At 64.9% G+C, this 16,976-nt stretch carries 16 protein-coding genes; 8 read left to right on the forward strand and 8 right to left on the reverse strand.

Annotated elements, in window-relative coordinates; all coding sequences use genetic code 11:
* The first annotated feature begins 159 nt into the window (after window positions 1-159).
* Window positions 160-2,178 (forward strand): DUF4139 domain-containing protein, encoded by a 2,019-nt coding sequence (locus tag ACWPWO_RS09405; protein ID WP_454006369.1) that lies wholly within the window; start codon window positions 160-162, stop codon window positions 2,176-2,178.
* Between the two features lie 77 nt (window positions 2,179-2,255).
* Here ACWPWO_RS09405 and ACWPWO_RS09410 read toward each other — a convergent pair whose 3' ends face one another.
* Window positions 2,256-3,128 carry a LysR substrate-binding domain-containing protein gene (locus ACWPWO_RS09410; RefSeq protein WP_454006371.1) on the reverse strand — a complete coding sequence of 291 codons (873 nt, stop codon included), beginning with the start codon at window positions 3,126-3,128 and terminating at the stop codon, window positions 2,256-2,258.
* 140 nt (window positions 3,129-3,268) lie between these two features.
* Here ACWPWO_RS09410 and ACWPWO_RS09415 point away from each other — a divergent pair, with 140 nt between their 5' ends.
* From ACWPWO_RS09415 to ACWPWO_RS09435, 5 genes are read left to right on the forward strand one after another with little or no spacing between them, the layout of a single operon-like run.
* The gene (locus ACWPWO_RS09415) at window positions 3,269-4,345 is read left to right on the forward strand and encodes a putative 2-aminoethylphosphonate ABC transporter ATP-binding protein (protein WP_454006373.1); all 1,077 of its coding nucleotides are present in this window, start codon (window positions 3,269-3,271) and stop codon (window positions 4,343-4,345) included.
* Window positions 4,338-6,149 carry a putative 2-aminoethylphosphonate ABC transporter permease subunit gene (locus tag ACWPWO_RS09420; RefSeq protein ID WP_454007469.1) on the forward strand — a complete coding sequence of 604 codons (1,812 nt, stop codon included), beginning with the start codon at window positions 4,338-4,340 and terminating at the stop codon, window positions 6,147-6,149. The genes ACWPWO_RS09415 and ACWPWO_RS09420 overlap by 8 nt, the downstream gene beginning before the upstream one ends.
* Before the next feature lie 7 nt (window positions 6,150-6,156).
* The gene (gene phnX, locus ACWPWO_RS09425) at window positions 6,157-7,029 is read left to right on the forward strand and encodes a phosphonoacetaldehyde hydrolase (RefSeq protein ID WP_454006375.1); all 873 of its coding nucleotides are present in this window, start codon (window positions 6,157-6,159) and stop codon (window positions 7,027-7,029) included.
* Between the two features lie 32 nt (window positions 7,030-7,061).
* Window positions 7,062-8,081, forward strand: coding sequence for a putative 2-aminoethylphosphonate ABC transporter substrate-binding protein (locus ACWPWO_RS09430; RefSeq protein WP_454006377.1), 1,020 nt, complete (start codon window positions 7,062-7,064; stop codon window positions 8,079-8,081).
* 2 nt (window positions 8,082-8,083) lie between these two features.
* Window positions 8,084-9,232 (forward strand): TIGR03364 family FAD-dependent oxidoreductase, encoded by a 1,149-nt coding sequence (locus tag ACWPWO_RS09435; protein WP_454006378.1) that lies wholly within the window; start codon window positions 8,084-8,086, stop codon window positions 9,230-9,232.
* A 66-nt stretch (window positions 9,233-9,298) separates the two neighbouring features.
* On the opposite strand, the gene ACWPWO_RS09440 is transcribed toward ACWPWO_RS09435, so the two are convergent.
* Entirely contained in the window at window positions 9,299-9,541 is a 243-nt protein-coding gene (locus ACWPWO_RS09440; RefSeq protein WP_394060267.1) for a hypothetical protein, read from the reverse strand.
* Between the two features lie 277 nt (window positions 9,542-9,818).
* Here ACWPWO_RS09440 and ACWPWO_RS09445 point away from each other — a divergent pair, with 277 nt between their 5' ends.
* On the forward strand, window positions 9,819-10,481 hold the full coding sequence (locus ACWPWO_RS09445; RefSeq protein WP_454006380.1) for a dienelactone hydrolase family protein: 663 nt from the start codon (window positions 9,819-9,821) through the stop codon (window positions 10,479-10,481).
* Between the two features lie 70 nt (window positions 10,482-10,551).
* Here the strand turns inward: ACWPWO_RS09445 and ACWPWO_RS09450 are convergent, their stop codons facing one another.
* The 5 genes from ACWPWO_RS09450 to ACWPWO_RS09470 all read right to left on the reverse strand — a co-directional run bounded on the left by ACWPWO_RS09450 (window position 10,552) and on the right by ACWPWO_RS09470 (window position 15,012).
* A complete protein-coding gene (locus ACWPWO_RS09450) occupies window positions 10,552-11,277 on the reverse strand; it encodes an amino acid ABC transporter ATP-binding protein (RefSeq protein ID WP_454006382.1) in 726 nt (241 codons plus the stop codon).
* Window positions 11,270-11,950, reverse strand: coding sequence for an ABC transporter permease subunit (locus ACWPWO_RS09455; RefSeq protein ID WP_454006384.1), 681 nt, complete (start codon window positions 11,948-11,950; stop codon window positions 11,270-11,272). The genes ACWPWO_RS09450 and ACWPWO_RS09455 overlap by 8 nt, the downstream gene beginning before the upstream one ends.
* A 1-nt stretch (window position 11,951) precedes the next feature.
* Entirely contained in the window at window positions 11,952-12,689 is a 738-nt protein-coding gene (locus ACWPWO_RS09460) for an amino acid ABC transporter permease (RefSeq protein ID WP_454006386.1), read from the reverse strand.
* A gap of 84 nt (window positions 12,690-12,773) precedes the next feature.
* Window positions 12,774-13,673: a glutamate/aspartate ABC transporter substrate-binding protein gene (locus ACWPWO_RS09465; protein ID WP_454006388.1), complete on the reverse strand. Its 900-nt coding sequence runs from the start codon at window positions 13,671-13,673 to the stop codon at window positions 12,774-12,776.
* A gap of 61 nt (window positions 13,674-13,734) precedes the next feature.
* Window positions 13,735-15,012 (reverse strand): hypothetical protein, encoded by a 1,278-nt coding sequence (locus ACWPWO_RS09470; RefSeq protein WP_454006390.1) that lies wholly within the window; start codon window positions 15,010-15,012, stop codon window positions 13,735-13,737.
* A gap of 183 nt (window positions 15,013-15,195) precedes the next feature.
* Here ACWPWO_RS09470 and ACWPWO_RS09475 point away from each other — a divergent pair, with 183 nt between their 5' ends.
* Window positions 15,196-16,107, forward strand: a complete 912-nt coding sequence (locus ACWPWO_RS09475) for a LysR family transcriptional regulator (protein ID WP_454006392.1) — start codon at window positions 15,196-15,198, stop codon at window positions 16,105-16,107.
* On the opposite strand, the gene ACWPWO_RS09480 is transcribed toward ACWPWO_RS09475, so the two are convergent.
* Window positions 16,104-16,850: an Abi family protein gene (locus ACWPWO_RS09480; protein ID WP_454006393.1), complete on the reverse strand. Its 747-nt coding sequence runs from the start codon at window positions 16,848-16,850 to the stop codon at window positions 16,104-16,106. The two genes, ACWPWO_RS09475 and ACWPWO_RS09480, sit on opposite strands and share 4 nt — an antisense overlap.
* Window positions 16,851-16,976 lie beyond the last annotated feature (126 nt).

The raw sequence follows: 16,976 nt of genomic DNA on the forward strand, positions 1-16,976 counted from the left end.
CCCAAGGCAAAAATGGCCCCCTTGGGGGGCAGCAAGCGGGCGGAGCCTGCGCAGCGTGGGGGCATGTTTTGTTACCCGTATCACAGACAGGCACGCCCAAGGCTGGGCATAATGCGTCCAACAGCCTCACTCGCCAACGCAAGAACAAGGAAACGCCCAATGACCCACTCCGCGCCAGCCCGTCGTCATGCTCCCCGCCTGCGCGTCCTGAGCCGCGCCCTGCTGGCCCTCTGGCTGGCGGCCGGCAGCGCCGCCGCCTGGGCCGACGAAATCCAGACCATCACGCTGTCCACCGCCGGCATGGCCGAAATCGAACGCAGCGTGCAGGCAGGCAGCGACGGCGCCGTGCAGATCCGCGTGCCCCTGAACCAGGTCGACGACGTGCTCAAGACGCTGATGGCCATCGACGGCAAGCACCGCATCGAATCGGTCACTCTCTCGGGCCTTGCGCCGCTCAAGGAGACCTTCGACAACCTGCCCTTCTCCGCCGAGGACCTGCGCTCGCCAGCCGCCCTGGCCCATGCGCTGCGCGGCGTGCAGGTGAAAGCCAGCTCCCAGGGACGCAACGTCAGCGGCGCCGTATTAGGCGTGCAGAGCTCGCCGCCCACGCGCGACAGGCCGGCCCAGACCCTGTTGTCCGTGCTGGCCGGCAACGGCCAGATCCAGACGCTGGAGCTCGGCCCGGACGCAAACCTGGAGCTGCTGGACGGCGAACTGCAGAAAAAGCTGCAACAGGCCGCCCAGGTGCTGGCCAGCCAGAACAATGACCAGACGCGCGACATCCATATCGTCCTGGGCCAGAGCGGCGAAGGCCCGGCCCGTCTGTCCTACCTGATTCCCGCCCCTGTCTGGAAGAGCACCTATCGCCTGATGATGGAAGACGGCAAGGCCCGTCTGCAGGCCTGGGCCGTCTTCGAGAACACCAGCGGCGAGGACTGGAAGAACGTCAAGGTCACCCTCAGCTCCGGTTCGCCCGTGGTGCTGCGCCAGCGGCTGCTGGAGCGCTACTGGAACGAGCGCCCCGAACTGCCGGTCGCGGTGGGCAGCTCGCGCGCGCCGAGGGCCGATACCCAGTCGGCCACGGCCAAGAGCCGCGCCATGGCGACTGCGGCGGCGGGTAACGCGGCCAGGATGGCCATGCCCGCCCCTGCCGCTCCCGTCATGGCCGAAATGGCCGAGGACCGCGCCTGGGCCCAGCCCTACAGCCCCGAGCCCGCCGCGCGGGTCCAGGAAGGCCTGACCCAGGTGCGCTACAGCCTCCCGCAGGCCCTGGACGTGCCGGCCGGACAGACCGTATCCGTGCCCTTCGTCGACGCCGAGCTCAAGGCCGAATCCCTGTCGGTCTACCAGAGCGGTCAGAGCGGAGATCATCCCACCGCCGCCATCCTGCTGGACAACCAGCAGGCCGGAACGCTGCCGCCGGGCATCATCACCGTCTTCAACCAGCGCGACGGCCACGTGGGCGATGCCGAACTGGCGGGCCTGCCTGCCGGCGAGCAGCGTCTGATCTACTTCGCGCGCGACAGCAAAGTGCAGGTCCGCGCCGAGGAGACCGAGGAGCACCGCCTGTCCCGCACCCGCGTGAGCGACGGCATTGCCCGCTCGGATTGGACCCGCATCCGGCACCACCGCTTCGAGATCAAGGGAGCGGCGGACGAAGACCGCACCGTGCTGATCCAGCTGCCGCGCCAGGACGGCTGGGCCCTGAAGTCCGACGCCCACGACAGCGACACGGCGCAGGAACACCGCCTGAAGATCAAGGTGCCCAAAGGCAAGACCGTGATCGTGACCGCGGACCTGAGCTTCCAGGACCAGATGGAGCTGCGTCTGGAGGACATCGACGAGAACCTGCTGGAGCAATGGCGCGGCGCCGGCGCGGACAAGGCGCAGGCCGAACGGCTGGACAAGCTGATCGAACTGCGCCGCCGGCTGAGCCAGGCGCAGGACCTGCAGCAACAGGCCCAGCAGGCCCTGGACGAGACCGTGGCCGAGCAGGAACGCATACGCGCCAACCTGGGCGCGGTCACGGCCCAGAGCACGCTGGGCCAGCGTTTCACGGAACAACTGGCCCAGCAGGAAGACCAGATCGCGGCCCAGCGCAAGACGCTGGACGAACGCCGCCACGCGGTGCGCCAGGCGCGCGACGCCTTCCAGGCCGCCCTGTCCCGGCAGGGTTGACGCTGCCCCCCGCTCCCGGGCGCCGTTCACGCGCCTAGCGTGACGCCCTTTGCCTCGCCGGCGCGCCGAACGGGCTCTCAGAGAGCGGGCAGGTCCGCCTGGACCTGGTCCAGGAATGCGCGGATGGCGTGGCCATGGGCGCGCTCCTTCAGGCAATACACATATTCGTTCAGATGCATGGACACGTCGCTGATGGACAGGGTGACGATGTCCGGGTGCGCGGGCACCTCGCGCATGGGCAGCAGGCTGGCCCCCAGCCCGCAAACGATGGCCCAGCAGATCGCTTCCCGGCTGCCGATCTCCAAGACCTGGCCGGGCTCCTGGCCCGCCTGGCGGAACGCCTGCTGGCACAGCTCGCGCGTCATGGAGCCGGCCTCGCGCATCAGGATGGCGTGACGGCAAAGCTCGGCAATGCGCACGCGCTTGCGCGCGGCCAGCGGATGATCGCGCCGCAACACCACGACCAACGGATCGGAGGCCAGCAGCACGCGGATGATGCGCTCATCGTCCACCAGGAAGGATGAGGCGATCACATCGAGCTGATAGTCCAGCAGGCTGCTGAGCACGCGTTGCGAATTGTCGATGCTCAGCTTCATTTCCACGCCGGGATAGGCTTGGTAGAACCGCCGCAACACATCCATGATGTAGTAAGGGCCGGTGGCGCCCACGCGCAGCTTGCCGCTCTTCAGGTCGCGCAGGTCCCGCAGGCTGAAGTCGATCTGCGCGGCCTGCTGCATCAGCTCCTCGACCTGGGGCAGCAGGCGCTCGCCCTGCTCGCTCAGATAAACTCCTTTGCCCTGGCGATAAAACAATTCGATGCCGTAGCGCGCCTCGAGCTGGCGCAGGTGCGAAGTCACCGTGGGCTGGCTGATGCCCAGTTGCTGTGCGGCCTTAGTAATGGAGCCGCTGTGGGCGATGGCATGAAAGGACTTCAGTTCCAGAGCCAGCATGGCGCGACTCTCCTCCTCAATAGTCGAAGCCCAAATTATCCAATTCTCGTATTACAGAAATTTGATGTTCTGTCATAGAGCCATCATGTGCGGCTCCCATACTGGCGACCATGACATTCATGACGAGTCGGAACCACGGGATGAGCGCCAACCCTGCCTTTCTATCGATACAAGGACTGCACAAGCAGTTCGGCTCCTTTACCGCCCTGGACCAGGTCAGCCTGGACATACAGGCGGGTGAACTGGTCTGCCTGCTGGGTCCCTCGGGCTGCGGCAAGACCACCTTGCTGCGCTGCATCGCCGGCCTGCAGCAGGCCGACCGCGGCGCCATCATCATGGCCGGACGAGACATCAGCCTCCTGCCGCCGCAACAGCGCGACTATGGCATCCTGTTCCAGGCCTGCGCCCTGTTCCCCACCCTGACCGTAGCGCAGAACATCGCCTCCGGCGTGTCGCCGCGCCGCCGTCTGGCCGACCAGGTGCGCCAGCGCGTATCCGAGATGCTGGATCTGGTGGGCCTTTCCGGCTCGGAAGACAAGTACCCCGCCCAATTGTCCGGAGGCCAGCAGCAGCGCGTCGCCCTGGCCCGGGCCCTGGCGCCCTCGCCCTCGCTGCTCCTGCTGGACGAGCCCATGTCGGCCCTGGACGCCCAGGTGCGCGAACGCCTGCGCATCGAACTGCGCGCCCTGCAGAAGCAACTGTCCATCACCACGCTGATGGTCACCCACGACCAGGAAGAAGCCATGGTGATGGCCGACCGCATCGCCGTGATGGAAAAAGGCCGGCTGGTGCAGTTCGACCGCCCGCAGGCCCTGTACCGCTCGCCGGCCGATCCCTTCGTGGCCGGCTTCATCGGCGAGGCGAACTGGCTGCCCTACATGCCTCTGGAGGGCGCGGCCGTGCTGGTCGAGCGCGCCCGCCTGGACCTGAGCCGGGACGCACCCGCCGCGCCCGGCCGCCTGTTCATCCGCCCCGAGAACATCCGCGTGCTCGATACCGCCAGCCCGGCCGGAGCCGCCAACACCTTTCTGGCCGACATCGTGGACGGCGTCTTCCTGGGCCGCCACTACAAGCTGATCCTGCGCCCCGAAGGCATGGACGGGCTGACCGTGCAGGCCATCGTCAATCCTGAACAAGGCGACCGCCTGCTCGCGCCCCTGGCCGCGCGCCGCTGCCGCGTCCAGCTCCCCAGCGAGGCCCTGCATGCCCATGCCTGAACTGAGCACCTCCGGCCGCGCTGCGCCGCTGCGCCAGGCCGCGGCCGCGCGCAGCCGCATGCAATCCGAGGAGCGTCCCGTTGCGGCCCGCAAGCTGGTCCGCCAGGCCCTGCCTTCCTGGATGGGGTACGCAGCGCGCCGCACTCTAGTGCTGGTCCTGCTTGTCCTGCTGGCACTGTTCCTGGCCCTGCCCATGCTGTGCATCCTGTTGCGCGCCGTCCAGGACGGCGACGGCAGGCTGACGGGCCTGACGCAGTTCTGGAGCATTGTCGGCGCTCCCGGCTTCATGCCCATGGTGGGCCGCAGCGTCCTGGTCGGCCTGACCACGCTGGCCATCGTCGTTCCCACCGCCTACGCCTTCGCCTTCGCGCTGCAGCGCTGCTGCATCCGCGGCGCCGGCCTGTTCCGCGCCCTGGGCCTGCTGCCGCTGCTGGCGCCGTCCCTGATGCCGGGCCTGTCGCTGATCTATCTGTTCGGCAACCAGGGACTGCTGCGCGACTGGCTAGGCGGCCATACCATCTACGGCTTCTGGGGCATCGTGCTGGGCGAGGCCTTCTATACCTTTCCCCATGCGCTCATGATCCTGGGCACCGGCCTGGCGCTGGCCGATGCGCGCCTGTACGACGCCGCCCGCGCCATGGGCGCCGGCGCCTGGCGCCGCTTCCTGACCGTCACCCTGCCGGCCAGCCGCTACGCGGTGTTCTCGGCCGCCTGCCTGGTCTTCACCCTGACCGTGACCGACTTCGGCGTGCCCAAGGTCGTGGGCGGCTCCTACAATGTGCTGGCCATGGAGGCCTACAAGGCCGTGGTCGGCCAGTTGCAGTTCTCCAAGGGAGCCGCCATCGGCATGCTGCTGCTGGTGCCCGCCGTGCTGACCTTTCTGCTGGACCGCCACCTGCGGGCTCGCGCCGGCGCCCAGGCGCAAGGGCAGTTGAGCGCCTACATTCCCCAGCCGCACGCCCGCCGCGACCGTTTCTTCGGCGCGATGCTGACGCTGGTGTCGCTGGCCATCCTGGCCATCGTGGGCATGGCCGTCTGGGCTTCCCTCATCAAGTTCTGGCCCTACAACCTGGGCCTGTCCTTGAAGTCCTATGATTTCGACAATATGGACGGCGGCGGCTGGCTGGCCTGGCGCAACAGCCTGTTCATGAGTCTGAGCACCGCCCTGCTAGGCGCCGTCCTGATCTTCCTGGGCGCCTGGATCCTGGAAAAGCTGCCGGCGCGCGGCCGCGCCGAGCAAGGCCTGTACAGCCTGCTGCGCATGTTGGCCCTGACGCCCATGGCCATCCCCGGCCTGGTGCTGGGCCTGGGCTACATCTTCTTCTTCAACCATCCGGACAATCCGCTGGGCGGCCTGTACGGCTCCATGGCGCTGCTGGTGCTGTGCACCGTGGTGCACCTGTACACCAGCGCGCACCTGACCTTCGTGACCGCCCTGAAAGCCATCCCCGCCGAACTGGAAGCGGCGGCCGCCTCCCTCAAGGCGCCGCGCCTGGCCACCCTGACCGGCGTCACCGTGCCGCTGTGCCTGCCCGCCCTGCTGTCGGTGGCGCGCTACCTGTTCGTCTCGGCCATGACGACCGTGTCGGCCGTGGTCTTTCTGTACAGCCCCCAGACCGTGCTGGCCTCGGTGGCCGTGCTGAACATGGACGACGCCGGCTTCATCAGCGCTGCTGCCGCCATGTGCACCCTGATCATGCTCAGCTCGGCCGTGTTCTGCCTGCTGGCCCACCTGCTGAGCAGCGCCGCCCTGCGCCGCACCCAGGCCTGGCGCTCTTCTTCCCCACTTTCTCCGACACGATAGGATAGCCATGCAATCCCTGACCCCCGCCATCACGCGCCTGGACGGGCGCTCCACCCAAGCCGTCCGCCTGGAAGCCCTGGTCTTCGACTGGGCCGGCACGCTGGTGGATTTCGGCTCCTTCGCCCCTACGCAGATCCTGGTCGAGGCCTTCGCCCGCTTCGACCTGGAGCTGAACCTGGAACAGGCCCGCAGCGCCATGGGCATAGGCAAATGGGACCACATCAAGGCCATGCTGGCGCTGCCCGAGGTCCATGCGCAATTCATCGCCCTGCATCAGCGCGAGCCCGAAGACAGCGACGTCGACCGGATCTACAACACCTTCCTGCCGCTGCAGACCGAGCGCGTGGGCGAATTCTCGGCCCCCATCCCGGGCGTGCGCGAGACCCTGTCCTGGGCGCGCCGCCAGGGCCTGAAGATCGGTTCCTGCTCGGGCTACCCGCGCGCCGTACTGGACAATCTGCTGCAGCACGCCAACCGGCAGCAGGTTTTCGTGGACCACCATGTTGCCTTCGACGAGGTGCCCCTGGCGCGCCCCTGGCCGGCCATGGCTCTGGAGAACGTGATCCGCCTGGAAGTCAGCCAGGTGGCCGGCTGCGTGAAGATCGACGACACGCCGGTGGGCATAGAGGAAGGCCGTGGCGCCGGCATGTGGACGGTGGGCCTGCTGCTCTCGGGCAATGCCGCCGGCCTGACCGAGGCGCAATTCCACGCCCTGGACGAAGCCGCCCGACAGGCCGCCCGCGAACGGGCCGCCGCCGCTTTCGCATCCGCGCGCCCTCATTACCTGATCGACACCGTGGCCGACCTGCCCGCCGTGCTGCAAGACATCCAGCAGCGCCTGGCGGCCGGCGCCCTGCCCACCGACCCCGTCCAATCCTGAATCCCTTTCCGACACAAAACGGAGCTTTCCGCATGAAGACCCTCGTTCTGAGTTCCCTGGCCGCCGCCCTGATGGGCGCCGCCTCCCTGGCCCAGGCCGCCACCACCCTGACCGTGTACACGGCCCTGGAAGCCGATCAGCTCAAGGCCTACCAGGCCGCTTTCGAGAAAGAGAATCCCGACATCACGATCCAGTGGGTGCGCGACTCCACCGGCATCATCACCGCCAAGCTGCTGGCCGAAAAGAACAACCCCAAGGCCGACGCCATCTGGGGCCTGGCCGGCTCCTCGCTGGGCCTGATGGCCAGTCAGGGCATGCTGCAGCCCTATGCGCCGCAGGGCCTGGACAAGATCGATTCCAAGATGCGCGACCAGGGCAACCCGCCCAGCTGGGTCGGCATGGACGGCTATGCCGCCGCCCTGTGCGTGAACACCGTGGAATTGCAGAAGCACAAGCTGCCCATGCCCGCCTCCTGGGAGGACCTGACCAAGCCCGAATATGCCGGCAGGATCGTCATGCCCAACCCCGCCTCCTCGGGCACGGGCTTTCTGGACGTCAGCGCCTGGCTGCAGCTTTTCGGTGAAGAAAAAGGCTGGGCCTTCATGGACGGCCTGCACAAGAACATCGGCGCCTACACGCACTCCGGCTCCAAGCCTTGCAATATGGCGGCGGCCGGCGAATACGCCATCGGCGTGTCCTTCGACTACCGCGGCGCGCGCCTGAAGGAAGACGGCGCGCCCCTGGAGCTGGTGTTCCCCAAGGAAGGCCTGGGCTGGGAGATCGAGGCCACGGCCATCATGAAAGGCACCAAGAACCTGGAAGCCGCCCGGAAACTGGCCGATTTCTCCGCCAGCGAAGCCGCCAACCACCTGTACAAGACCAACTTCGCCGTGCTGGCCATCCCGTCCATCGCCACGGCCAACCCCCACCTGCCGGCCGACCTGAACAAGCGCCTGATCGACAACAACTTCGTGTGGGCCGCCGAAAACCGCGAACGCATCATCCAGGAATGGACCAAGCGCTACGACGGCAAATCGGAAGCCAAGAAGTAATCATGACTCAACACTACGATGTCATCGTCGTGGGGGGCGGCATCCTGGGCATGGCGCATGCCTGGGCGGCGGCCCGCCGCAAGCTGAGCGTGGCCGTGCTCGAGCGCAGCCACCAGGCCCAGGGCGCCACGATACGCAATTTCGGTCAGGTGCTGGTCACCGGCCAGGCCCCGGGCGTGATGATGGAGCTGGCGCGCGAGAGCCGCCGCCTCTGGCTGGAACTGGCCGCCCAGGCCGGCTTCCACGTGCGCAGCAAGGGCTCGCTGGTGCTGGCGCGCAACCGGCAGGAACTGGATGTGCTGGCGCAGTTCGCCCACGGCCGCGCCCGGGAGCTGGGCGTGGCCTGCCGCCTGCTGGACGGCCGCGAGCTGGCCGGCTTCTTCGAAGGCCGGCTGGCGCACCACCACGGCGCACTGCAAGGCCTGGACGATCTGCAGATCTATTCGCGCGACGCCCTGCCCGCCATCACGGCCAGCCTGCAGGCCATGGGCGTGACGGTCCATACCAACGCCCACGTCCACGCCGCGCAGGACGGACGGGTTCAGAGCACCGTCGGCGATTTCACCGCCGACAGCATCTATGTCTGCCCCGGCCATGACTACGTCAGCCTGCACCGCGAGCTGCTGCAAAGCGTCAAGCCCTCGGTCACCCGCCTGCAGATGCTCAAGGTGCGCGCCGAGGACGCCGGCTGGCAACTGGACCGGCCCCTGCTGACCGGCCTGTCCTGCCTGCACTACGGCGCCTTCAGCGACTTGCCTCTGGCCCAGGCCCTGCGCGAGCAGGTGCAGCAACGCCACGGCAAGCTGCTGGCTCGGGGCATACACTTGCTGATCAGTCCCACGCCCGCCGGGGAACTGATCATCGGCGATTCGCACGATTACGGCCAGCAGGCCAGCCCCTTCAACCAGGAAGAGACCGATCAATTGATGCTGGATCTGGCGCAGACCGTGCTCGGCTGCCGCGTGCAGGTGCTGCAGCGCTGGCAGGGCGTCTACGGCGCCAAGGGCCCGGCGCCCTTCTCCGTGCTGCGGGCCGACGCCGGCACCTTGGTCACGGTGATGCACACGGGCCTGGGCATGACCACGGGCCTGGCCATTGGCGAACGCAACGTGGCGGCGCGCTATGGCGTGCATGCATTGCAAGCGGCATGAGAAATAGTCGGGCAATGAAGAAAGCCGGCCAGCTTATGTCTGGCCGGCTTTTTTTCCTTGGGAAGATCAGACCGCGGCGCGGGGTCGCTCGTACGCCACCCAGAAAGCGATCAATCCCAGCACCAGGCTGAAAATGCCCACGCCTACCGCCACCATGCCGATCAGCACGGCGCCGATGACAAAGAAAAAGCCGGGAAAGGCATAGCGCCGCAACCAGGCGGGGTTCCTGGGCACCAGGAACAGCCCGATGAACAGCGCCCAGGGCATCACAATGGTCCAGAACAGACCATCCGTCAAAATTTCACGCATCAAATTTCCGCCAAAACAAGAGCCATCGGCCAAAAGACAGCCCGCCCCCTTGGCGAGCCACGCGACATCGGGAGCTCATGAATCGATTGCGCGGCCATAGCAGGCACAGAAGGCTCGACATGAGCTTGATGTCCAGGCAATTGTAAAGGCAGATGCAGCCTTCCATGCATTCCCCGGTGCAAGACGGCTCGCAAATGTTCGGAGCTCGCGCTGGCCGCCAGTCCCCGCCGCCTGCTATAAATGGGGTTTATTCATTCAACCATGAAGGAATAGCGCCATGAGCACACAGCGCATCACCAGCGCCGACCAGCACGAATTCCAGGCCTATGTCACGGGCGACGAGCAGGCTCCGCGCGGCCTGGTCGTGCTGCAGGAGATCTTCGGCGTGAACGACCATATCCGGGCCACGTGCGAGCGCTTTGCGCAGCAGGGCTACCGGGTGATCTCGCCCGCCCTGTTCGACCGCCGGGAGCGCGGCGTGGAAATGGGCTACACCGCCCAGGACGTGCAGCGCGGCCTGGCCCTGCGCGGCGCCATTCCCCTTGAAAAGACCCTGCTGGACCTGCAGGCCGCCATCGATGCGCTGGGCCAGCGCCATGTGGGCATCGTGGGCTATTGCTGGGGCGGTTCGCTGAGCTGGCAGGCGGCCTGCAAGCTGGAGGGCCTGCAGGCCGCCAGTTGCTGGTACGGCGACCAGATCGCCCAGGCGGCGGACCTGAAACCCCGGGTACCGGTGCAGATGCACTTCGGCGTTCAGGACCACTCCATTCCGCCCAGCGCCGTGCAGGCCATACGCGCCGCCCAGCCGCAGGCCGACATCTACGAATACGACGAGGCCGGCCACGGTTTCGGCTGCCAGCAACGCGCCGACTTCCATGCGCCTTCGTACGAGCTGGCCCAGCAACGCACCCTGGAGTTCTTCGCCCGCCACCTGCGCTGAACGCGCTCTTGGAAGAACGGCCCGGCGCGCCAGAGGCGGGCCGGGCCGCAAAGCGCAGGACAGTCGACGTTCAGTGGATGATCTTCTTCAGGAAATCCTGGGCGCGATCGGACTTGGGCTGGCTGAAGAAGGACTCCTTGTCGGAGACTTCGACAATGGAGCCCTGGTCCATGAACACGACCTTGTCGGCCACTTTCTTGGCAAAGCCCATTTCATGGGTGACCACCAGCATGGGCATGCCTTCCTGGGCCAGTTCCACCATCACGGCCAGCACTTCGTTGATCATCTCCGGATCCAGCGCCGAGGTGGGTTCGTCGAACAGCATGATTTCCGGGTCCATGGACAGGGCGCGCGCAATGGCCACGCGCTGCTGCTGGCCCCCGGACAACTGGGCGGGATGCTTGTGGGCATGAGCCGCCAGGCCGACTCGCTCGAGCAGCTTCAGGGCCTTTTCCTCGGCCTGTTTGCGGTCGCGGCCCAGCACCTTGACCTGAGCGATGCACAGATTGTCCAGCACCGTCAGGTGGGGAAACAGCTCGAAATGCTGGAACACCATGCCGATCCTGGTGCGCAGCTCGGACATCTTGCGCCCCGGGGCATGGATGGACTGGCCGTTGAACAGGATCTCGCCTTCCTGGATTTCCTCCAGGCCGTTGATGGTCTTGATCAGCGTGGACTTGCCCGAGCCGGACGGACCGCAGAACACCACCACTTCGCCCTTCTCGACTCGCACGCTGCAGTCCTTCAGGGCGTGGAACTTGCCATACCACTTCGATACATTCTTGAGCTCAACCATTCTGCGTCCTTGCTTGAATCAGTTTGACGAAGGCCGTCAACAACGAACAGATTATCCAATAAGTCACGCCGGCAAACACCAGCATTTCGATCAGCGTGCCGTCGCGCTCGCCGATGGCGGTGGCGCGGCGGAAGAAATCGCCCAGCGCGATCACCGAGACCAGCGAGGTGTCCTGGAAGATCACGATGCATTGGGTCATGATGATGGGCGTCATGGCTTTCAGGGCCTGCGGCAGTATCACATAGCGCATGGATTGCAGCGGCGTCATGCCCAGCGCCCGTGCCGCATGCAACTGGCCGCGCGACAGGCTCTGGATGCCGGCGCGCATGATCTCGCAGAAGAAAGCCGACTCCAGCAGGGCGAAGGCCACCATGGCCGACACCAGGCGGATGTCCACGCTGGGCGACAGATCGAACACCGCCTTCAGGGCCTGCGGCACGATCAGGAAGAACCACAGCAGCAGCATGACCAGGGGAATGGACCGGAAAAAGGTCACGTAAGCCTGCGAGAAACCACGCAGCCAGCGATTGCCCGAAATGGCGAACACCGCCAGCACCGTGCCCCAGGCCAGTCCGCAAGCGATGGCCACGGCCGTGACCTGCACCGTGATCCACATGCCGGCGGCCAGCAGATGGCGCGAATCCCAGAGCGCGCTCCAATCAAGTTCCAGCATGTCAGTCTCCGAGCAGGCCTGGCAGACGCGTGGATTTCCGGATCCAGCTCATCAGGCGAATAATCAGGAAGTTCAGCACGATGTAGCCCAGCGTCACGCAGATGAAGGACTCGTAGGGCTGCGAGGTGTAGTCCACCAGTTGGCGCGCCTGGCCCGAAAGCTCCAGCAGGCCTATGGTCGAGGCCACGGCCGAGTTCTTGGAGATGATCAGGAACTCCGAGGTCAGCGGCGGGATGATGTTGCGCAGGGCCACGGGCAGCAGCACGTAGCGGTAGGTCTGCGGCAGGGTGAAGCCCATGGCCTGGCCGGCCATGCGCTGGCCGCGCGGCAAGGCCGTGATCCCGGCGCGCACCTGTTCACAGACGCGCGAACCGGTATAGACGCCCAGCGCGAACACCGACACCACGAAGAACTGGATGGCCGGCTCCTGGCCCTTGATCCAATCGCCGACGCTGACCGGCAGCATTTCCGGCACCACATAGAACCAGATGAAGAACTGCACGATCAGCGGAATATTCCGAAACACCGACACGTAGGCCGTGCCCAGCGCCCGCGGCAGGCGTCCGGGCAGTGTGCGCATCACGCCGAATGCGATTCCCAGCGCCAGGGCCAGCAGCCAGGCGCAGACGGTCAGCAGGACCGTATTGATGAAGCCGGAAATGATCCAGCCCAGATAGGTCGATGGCTCGCCCGTGGCCACGGGCTCCAGCAGCATCCCCCAATTCCATTGATAATCCATCCGTTCACCGATAAAGAGTCAGGCCGGCCCGCTCTTACCTGGACCAGCCGGCGCCCGTCCGCAGGGACGGGCCGTGCCTATGCGTCAGATCTCGTCGTTGGGATGGGCGAAGAGCGCCTTCATCTCGTCCGACATGGGGAAGTCCAGGTTCAGTTGCTTGGGCGGAATGGGTTGCATGAACCACTTGTTGTAGATTTCCGCGGCCTTGCCCGAGATCTGCGCCCGGGCAATCACCTCGTTCATCAGCGCGCGCAGCTTGTCGTCGCCCTTGCGCACCATGCAGCCGCACACCTCGAAGGACTGCGGCGTGCCGGTGATGACGTAGTCCTGGGGCTTGCGCACCTTGGCGCGCTCGCCCGCCAGCAGGGCGTCGTCCATCATCATGGCCTTGACCCGGCCCGTGGACAGCATCAGGAAGGATTCGCTGTGATCCTTGGCGCTGATGATGCGCATGCCCATGTCCTTCTCGATGTTCATGTTGCGGATGATGGGCTCGGACGTGGTGCCCGCCCCCACCACGATGCTCTGCCCCTTCAGGTCGGCGAAATCCTTGATGCCGCCGTCGACCTTGGCCAGCAGCCGGGTGCCCACCTTGAAGATGCTGTTGGTGAAGTCCACCTGCCTGGCGCGCGACTCGTTGTGGGTGGTCGTGGTGCATTCGAAATCGAAGGTGCCGTTCTGCAGCAGGGAGATGCGGTTCTGCGAGGTGATGGGCAGCAGGCGCACTTTCAGGTCGGGAAGATTCAGCTCCTGCTTGATGCGTTCGATGATCAGATTGGCGTAGTCCATCGAATAGCCGATGGGATGCTGCTGCTCGTCGTAATAGGAAAAGGGAATGGACGCCTCGCGGTAACCCACCACCAGCACGTTCTCATTCTTGATCTTCTGCAAGGTATCCGTCGCCGCCTCCTGGGCCTGGCCGGCCAGGGGCAGGACCAGGGCGGCAAGTGCGACGCCCGTCAGCAAGGTCTTGTCTGCTTTCATTACTCTCTCTCCAACATGTCTATTGAGCCTGGCCGGCCGGCCAGGCTTTTTTCCTTGCACATCACCCTACCAGTCCGCTCACATCGATGACGTACATCTGGCGCTCGTGCTCGTGCACGGAGTCGATGCAGACCGAGCGGCCGTCGCGGCTCCAGCGCGGATGCAGGTCGCAACGGTTTTCCTTGCGCAGGTCCGGACTGGTGTAGAAGCTGCCCAGGTCATAGCGGCATTGCTCCTGCATGTCGTACAGGAACAGGATGCGCTGGTTGGTCTGCGAATCGGGGTAGGTGTCGCTCAGCAGCCAGCGCTTGTTCACGGGCGAGAAAGTCATGTGGCCATTTTCTGTCAGCACATGGGCGCCCACAACCTGCACATCGCCGCCGTCGCGGTCTTCATACAGGTGGTAATGGATCTGGCCGGCGTGCGGCCCCCACACGATGATGCGCTCCTTGTCGCACCACAGCGGATGGGATATCTGGTATTCGGACTTCTCGTAGTCGAAAGTGCCCACGGCGTCGGGGTCGAAGTCCTCGGCCAATTGGGGCAGCGGATGGTCCGAGCATTCCAGCAGGCGCAGATCGGAACCATCGGGATTCATGGTGATCAAACGATGCAGGAAGCAGGTCTCGTCCTTGACGCGCTCGGTCCAGCGATGCAAGAACAGCACGCGGCTGGAATCCGGATTGATCTCGATGTGGCTGACCCAATGAATGGCCTTGTCCATGGAATCGCGATGATGGAAGCGCTTCAGGTCCGCATAACTGACCAGCAGGCGATAGGCGCCGCTGTCCAGGTCCATGCGCCACAGGCCGTCGTCCTCGGGAGCCAGCGGCAGTTCGGGCTGCGGCTCCAGGTCGGGATAGCCTATGGTTTCATGCGTGATCCACAAGCGGCGATAGTTCACGCTGATGGCAAAGCGGCTGTTGGGCGCGGTCACATAGACCGGCAGGGGCAGATCGGTCTTCTCGCCCGTATCCACATTGGCGATGCGCGAGCCCAGGCCGGGGTATGGCGTATCCGTGCGCTCGTTGCGCACGTTGTAGATCACCTGGCGGCCGGGGCGGCCGTCCAGCCACTGCAACTGGCAGCCCATCTGCCAGTTCCAGCTGCGGGTGCTGTCGATCACGTGGAAAGCGTCCCCGTCCTGAAGATCGAAGAAGCCCACTTCCGCCTCCATGTCCGCCTTCACGTCGGCGTCCATCATGGGCACCTGGTTGGCCAGCAGGTAGCGGTCGCTGCGGTCCCAGGTGGACTTGTTGTAGTAACCAAAGAAATGATGTTTGCTTCCCGAGCCCAGACGGCGGATAGGACTGGTCTTGCTAATGATCTTGTCTGACATGAGGACGGAAATTCCCTTTCTGGGTATGCCTTTGCTACGAATGTCGGAGCCGTCCCGATACCGGATCGGCCCTCGCCCGGAACAAAAGTTATCACCCGCCAGTTATGCCAACAAATTCTTTTTGATAGAAGAACAATTCAGAATTGATATACTTCGGGTTAACCCTTTGCTCCAGGAGCCAGCGTGTCCCGTCCCTTGAATTTCCAGCAGATCCAGGCCTTCAAGGCCGTCATGGAGCTCGGCACGACCACGCGCGCCGCCCAGTTCCTGAACACCACCCAGCCCTCGGTCAGCCGGCGCATCGCCGAGATCCAGTCGGCCACCGGACTGGCTTTGTTCGAACTGCATCGCGGCCGGCTGCGGCCCAGCGACGAGGCCAAGCTGCTCTACAGGACCATACAGAAGCATTTCCAGGGGCTGGAAAGCATCGAGAGCGTCATCGCCATCATGCGCCGCTCGGGCACGGGCGTGCTGCGCCTGGGCAGCACGCCCACCTTGGGCGTGGGCCTGCTGCCGCGCATCGTGAAACCCTTTCTGGAACGCTATCCGGACGTGCACATCGACATCCAGACCACGACATCGCGCCAATTGCTGGACTATCTGCACCAGGATCTGATCGACTTGGCCTTCACGACCAGCGACTTCGACGACGACGAGATCGAGCCGCTGATCGTGGACCGCTCCGAAGCGGTGTGCGTGCTGCCGCTGGATCATCCCCTGGCGCACAAGGACAGCATCCACCTGCGCGACCTGGGTCAAAGCCGCATCCTGTCCCTGTCGGACAATGACGAACTGGCCATGCGCATCGCCGCCCTGATGCGCGAGAACGCACTGAACCAGGGCGTGGCCATCGAGACCACTTCCTCGGTCACCATCTGTGCGCTGGTGGCCGCCGGCACGGGCGTGGGCATCGTCAATCCCTACGTGGCCAGCACCTTTCGCCAGCAGCTGGCGGTCAGGCCCCTGCTGCCGGGCCTGGACACGTCGGTGCGCATGTCCAGTCCCTCACGCAGCGCCCCGTCCCTGCTGGCGCGGCATTTCATGGAACTGGTGCAGTCGTTCTCCTCATGCGCACACTCTGACGCGAACACTTAAAAGCCACGCCTGCGACGATACTTGACCACCGCCATGACCTGCCGGGGTACAGTGCTGCTGGCTCGCATCAATCGTGCCGTGTGCGGGCACAGCAATGCTCCGATCTGTTGAATATCTCGATACGAAGCCAGTAAATCCCAATGAAGCACTGGCTCGTGATGAGCAATTCGATTCCGCAATTGCCTCAGCACCTCAAGCCTGGCATTGAAAACAGAACGCTTAGGGGCCCGCCGGGGCGCAAAGGCCCTGTGCAGGCAAGGCACCCACAGGCCATGCTCCAGGGGCGCATCTGTCAACTGCAGCCAGAACCCGAACGATAACTCCGCAATCACTTTGCCGGGCGCTACGCTGGAATCAGGGGAATCGCCGCGTGCCGCATCCCGCTGCGCCTTGAGCAAAATAGAGCGTCCCCTGCCATTGATCAGAGACAGAAAATCGGATCGGGCATACCAGTCTTGCCCATACCGAAGCACCAACTGGGCATCGAACTTGTTGCGCAGGGCCACTTCGACAAAATGCAGGTCATGGAGAAAAGCGGCACTGACTCTACTGTTGAGGATATAAAGCTTCAAAGCTTGCTGCAGATTGCCTCCCGCCAACTGCAGGTAACGACTCAAGCGCGGACGACTCAAGGTGACGAGCACATGACGTGCGCTTTCTGTATCAAGCCTGGGTAGAACAGGAGACATCGCAACATCCTGGTTGGACCATGGCCAAGCTTGCCAAACGGGATCAAATGCCATAGCATCGTCGTAAAGCAAGCCCCCGGTGTGACCTCTGCGCAAGCATGCCCCCGGGGGCAATGTCTTTTCAGGACATAGGCTTGGCCAGACCGCCGCTGCCCTGCTTCAACTTGGCAAGTCACCACC

The organism is Alcaligenes sp. Marseille-Q7550, assembly GCF_965112015.1.

Coding starts and splice junctions, on each gene's coding strand:
- ACWPWO_RS09405 (WP_454006369.1), top strand. CDS start 160: ATGACCCACTCCGCGCCAGCCCGTCGTCATGCTCCCCGCCTGCGCGTC.
- ACWPWO_RS09410 (WP_454006371.1), bottom strand. CDS start 3,128: ATGCTGGCTCTGGAACTGAAGTCCTTTCATGCCATCGCCCACAGCGGC.
- ACWPWO_RS09415 (WP_454006373.1), top strand. CDS start 3,269: ATGAGCGCCAACCCTGCCTTTCTATCGATACAAGGACTGCACAAGCAG.
- ACWPWO_RS09420 (WP_454007469.1), top strand. CDS start 4,338: ATGCCTGAACTGAGCACCTCCGGCCGCGCTGCGCCGCTGCGCCAGGCC.
- phnX (WP_454006375.1), top strand. CDS start 6,157: ATGCAATCCCTGACCCCCGCCATCACGCGCCTGGACGGGCGCTCCACC.
- ACWPWO_RS09430 (WP_454006377.1), top strand. CDS start 7,062: ATGAAGACCCTCGTTCTGAGTTCCCTGGCCGCCGCCCTGATGGGCGCC.
- ACWPWO_RS09435 (WP_454006378.1), top strand. CDS start 8,084: ATGACTCAACACTACGATGTCATCGTCGTGGGGGGCGGCATCCTGGGC.
- ACWPWO_RS09440 (WP_394060267.1), bottom strand. CDS start 9,541: ATGCGTGAAATTTTGACGGATGGTCTGTTCTGGACCATTGTGATGCCC.
- ACWPWO_RS09445 (WP_454006380.1), top strand. CDS start 9,819: ATGAGCACACAGCGCATCACCAGCGCCGACCAGCACGAATTCCAGGCC.
- ACWPWO_RS09450 (WP_454006382.1), bottom strand. CDS start 11,277: ATGGTTGAGCTCAAGAATGTATCGAAGTGGTATGGCAAGTTCCACGCC.
- ACWPWO_RS09455 (WP_454006384.1), bottom strand. CDS start 11,950: ATGCTGGAACTTGATTGGAGCGCGCTCTGGGATTCGCGCCATCTGCTG.
- ACWPWO_RS09460 (WP_454006386.1), bottom strand. CDS start 12,689: ATGGATTATCAATGGAATTGGGGGATGCTGCTGGAGCCCGTGGCCACG.
- ACWPWO_RS09465 (WP_454006388.1), bottom strand. CDS start 13,673: ATGAAAGCAGACAAGACCTTGCTGACGGGCGTCGCACTTGCCGCCCTG.
- ACWPWO_RS09470 (WP_454006390.1), bottom strand. CDS start 15,012: ATGTCAGACAAGATCATTAGCAAGACCAGTCCTATCCGCCGTCTGGGC.
- ACWPWO_RS09480 (WP_454006393.1), bottom strand. CDS start 16,850: ATGGCATTTGATCCCGTTTGGCAAGCTTGGCCATGGTCCAACCAGGAT.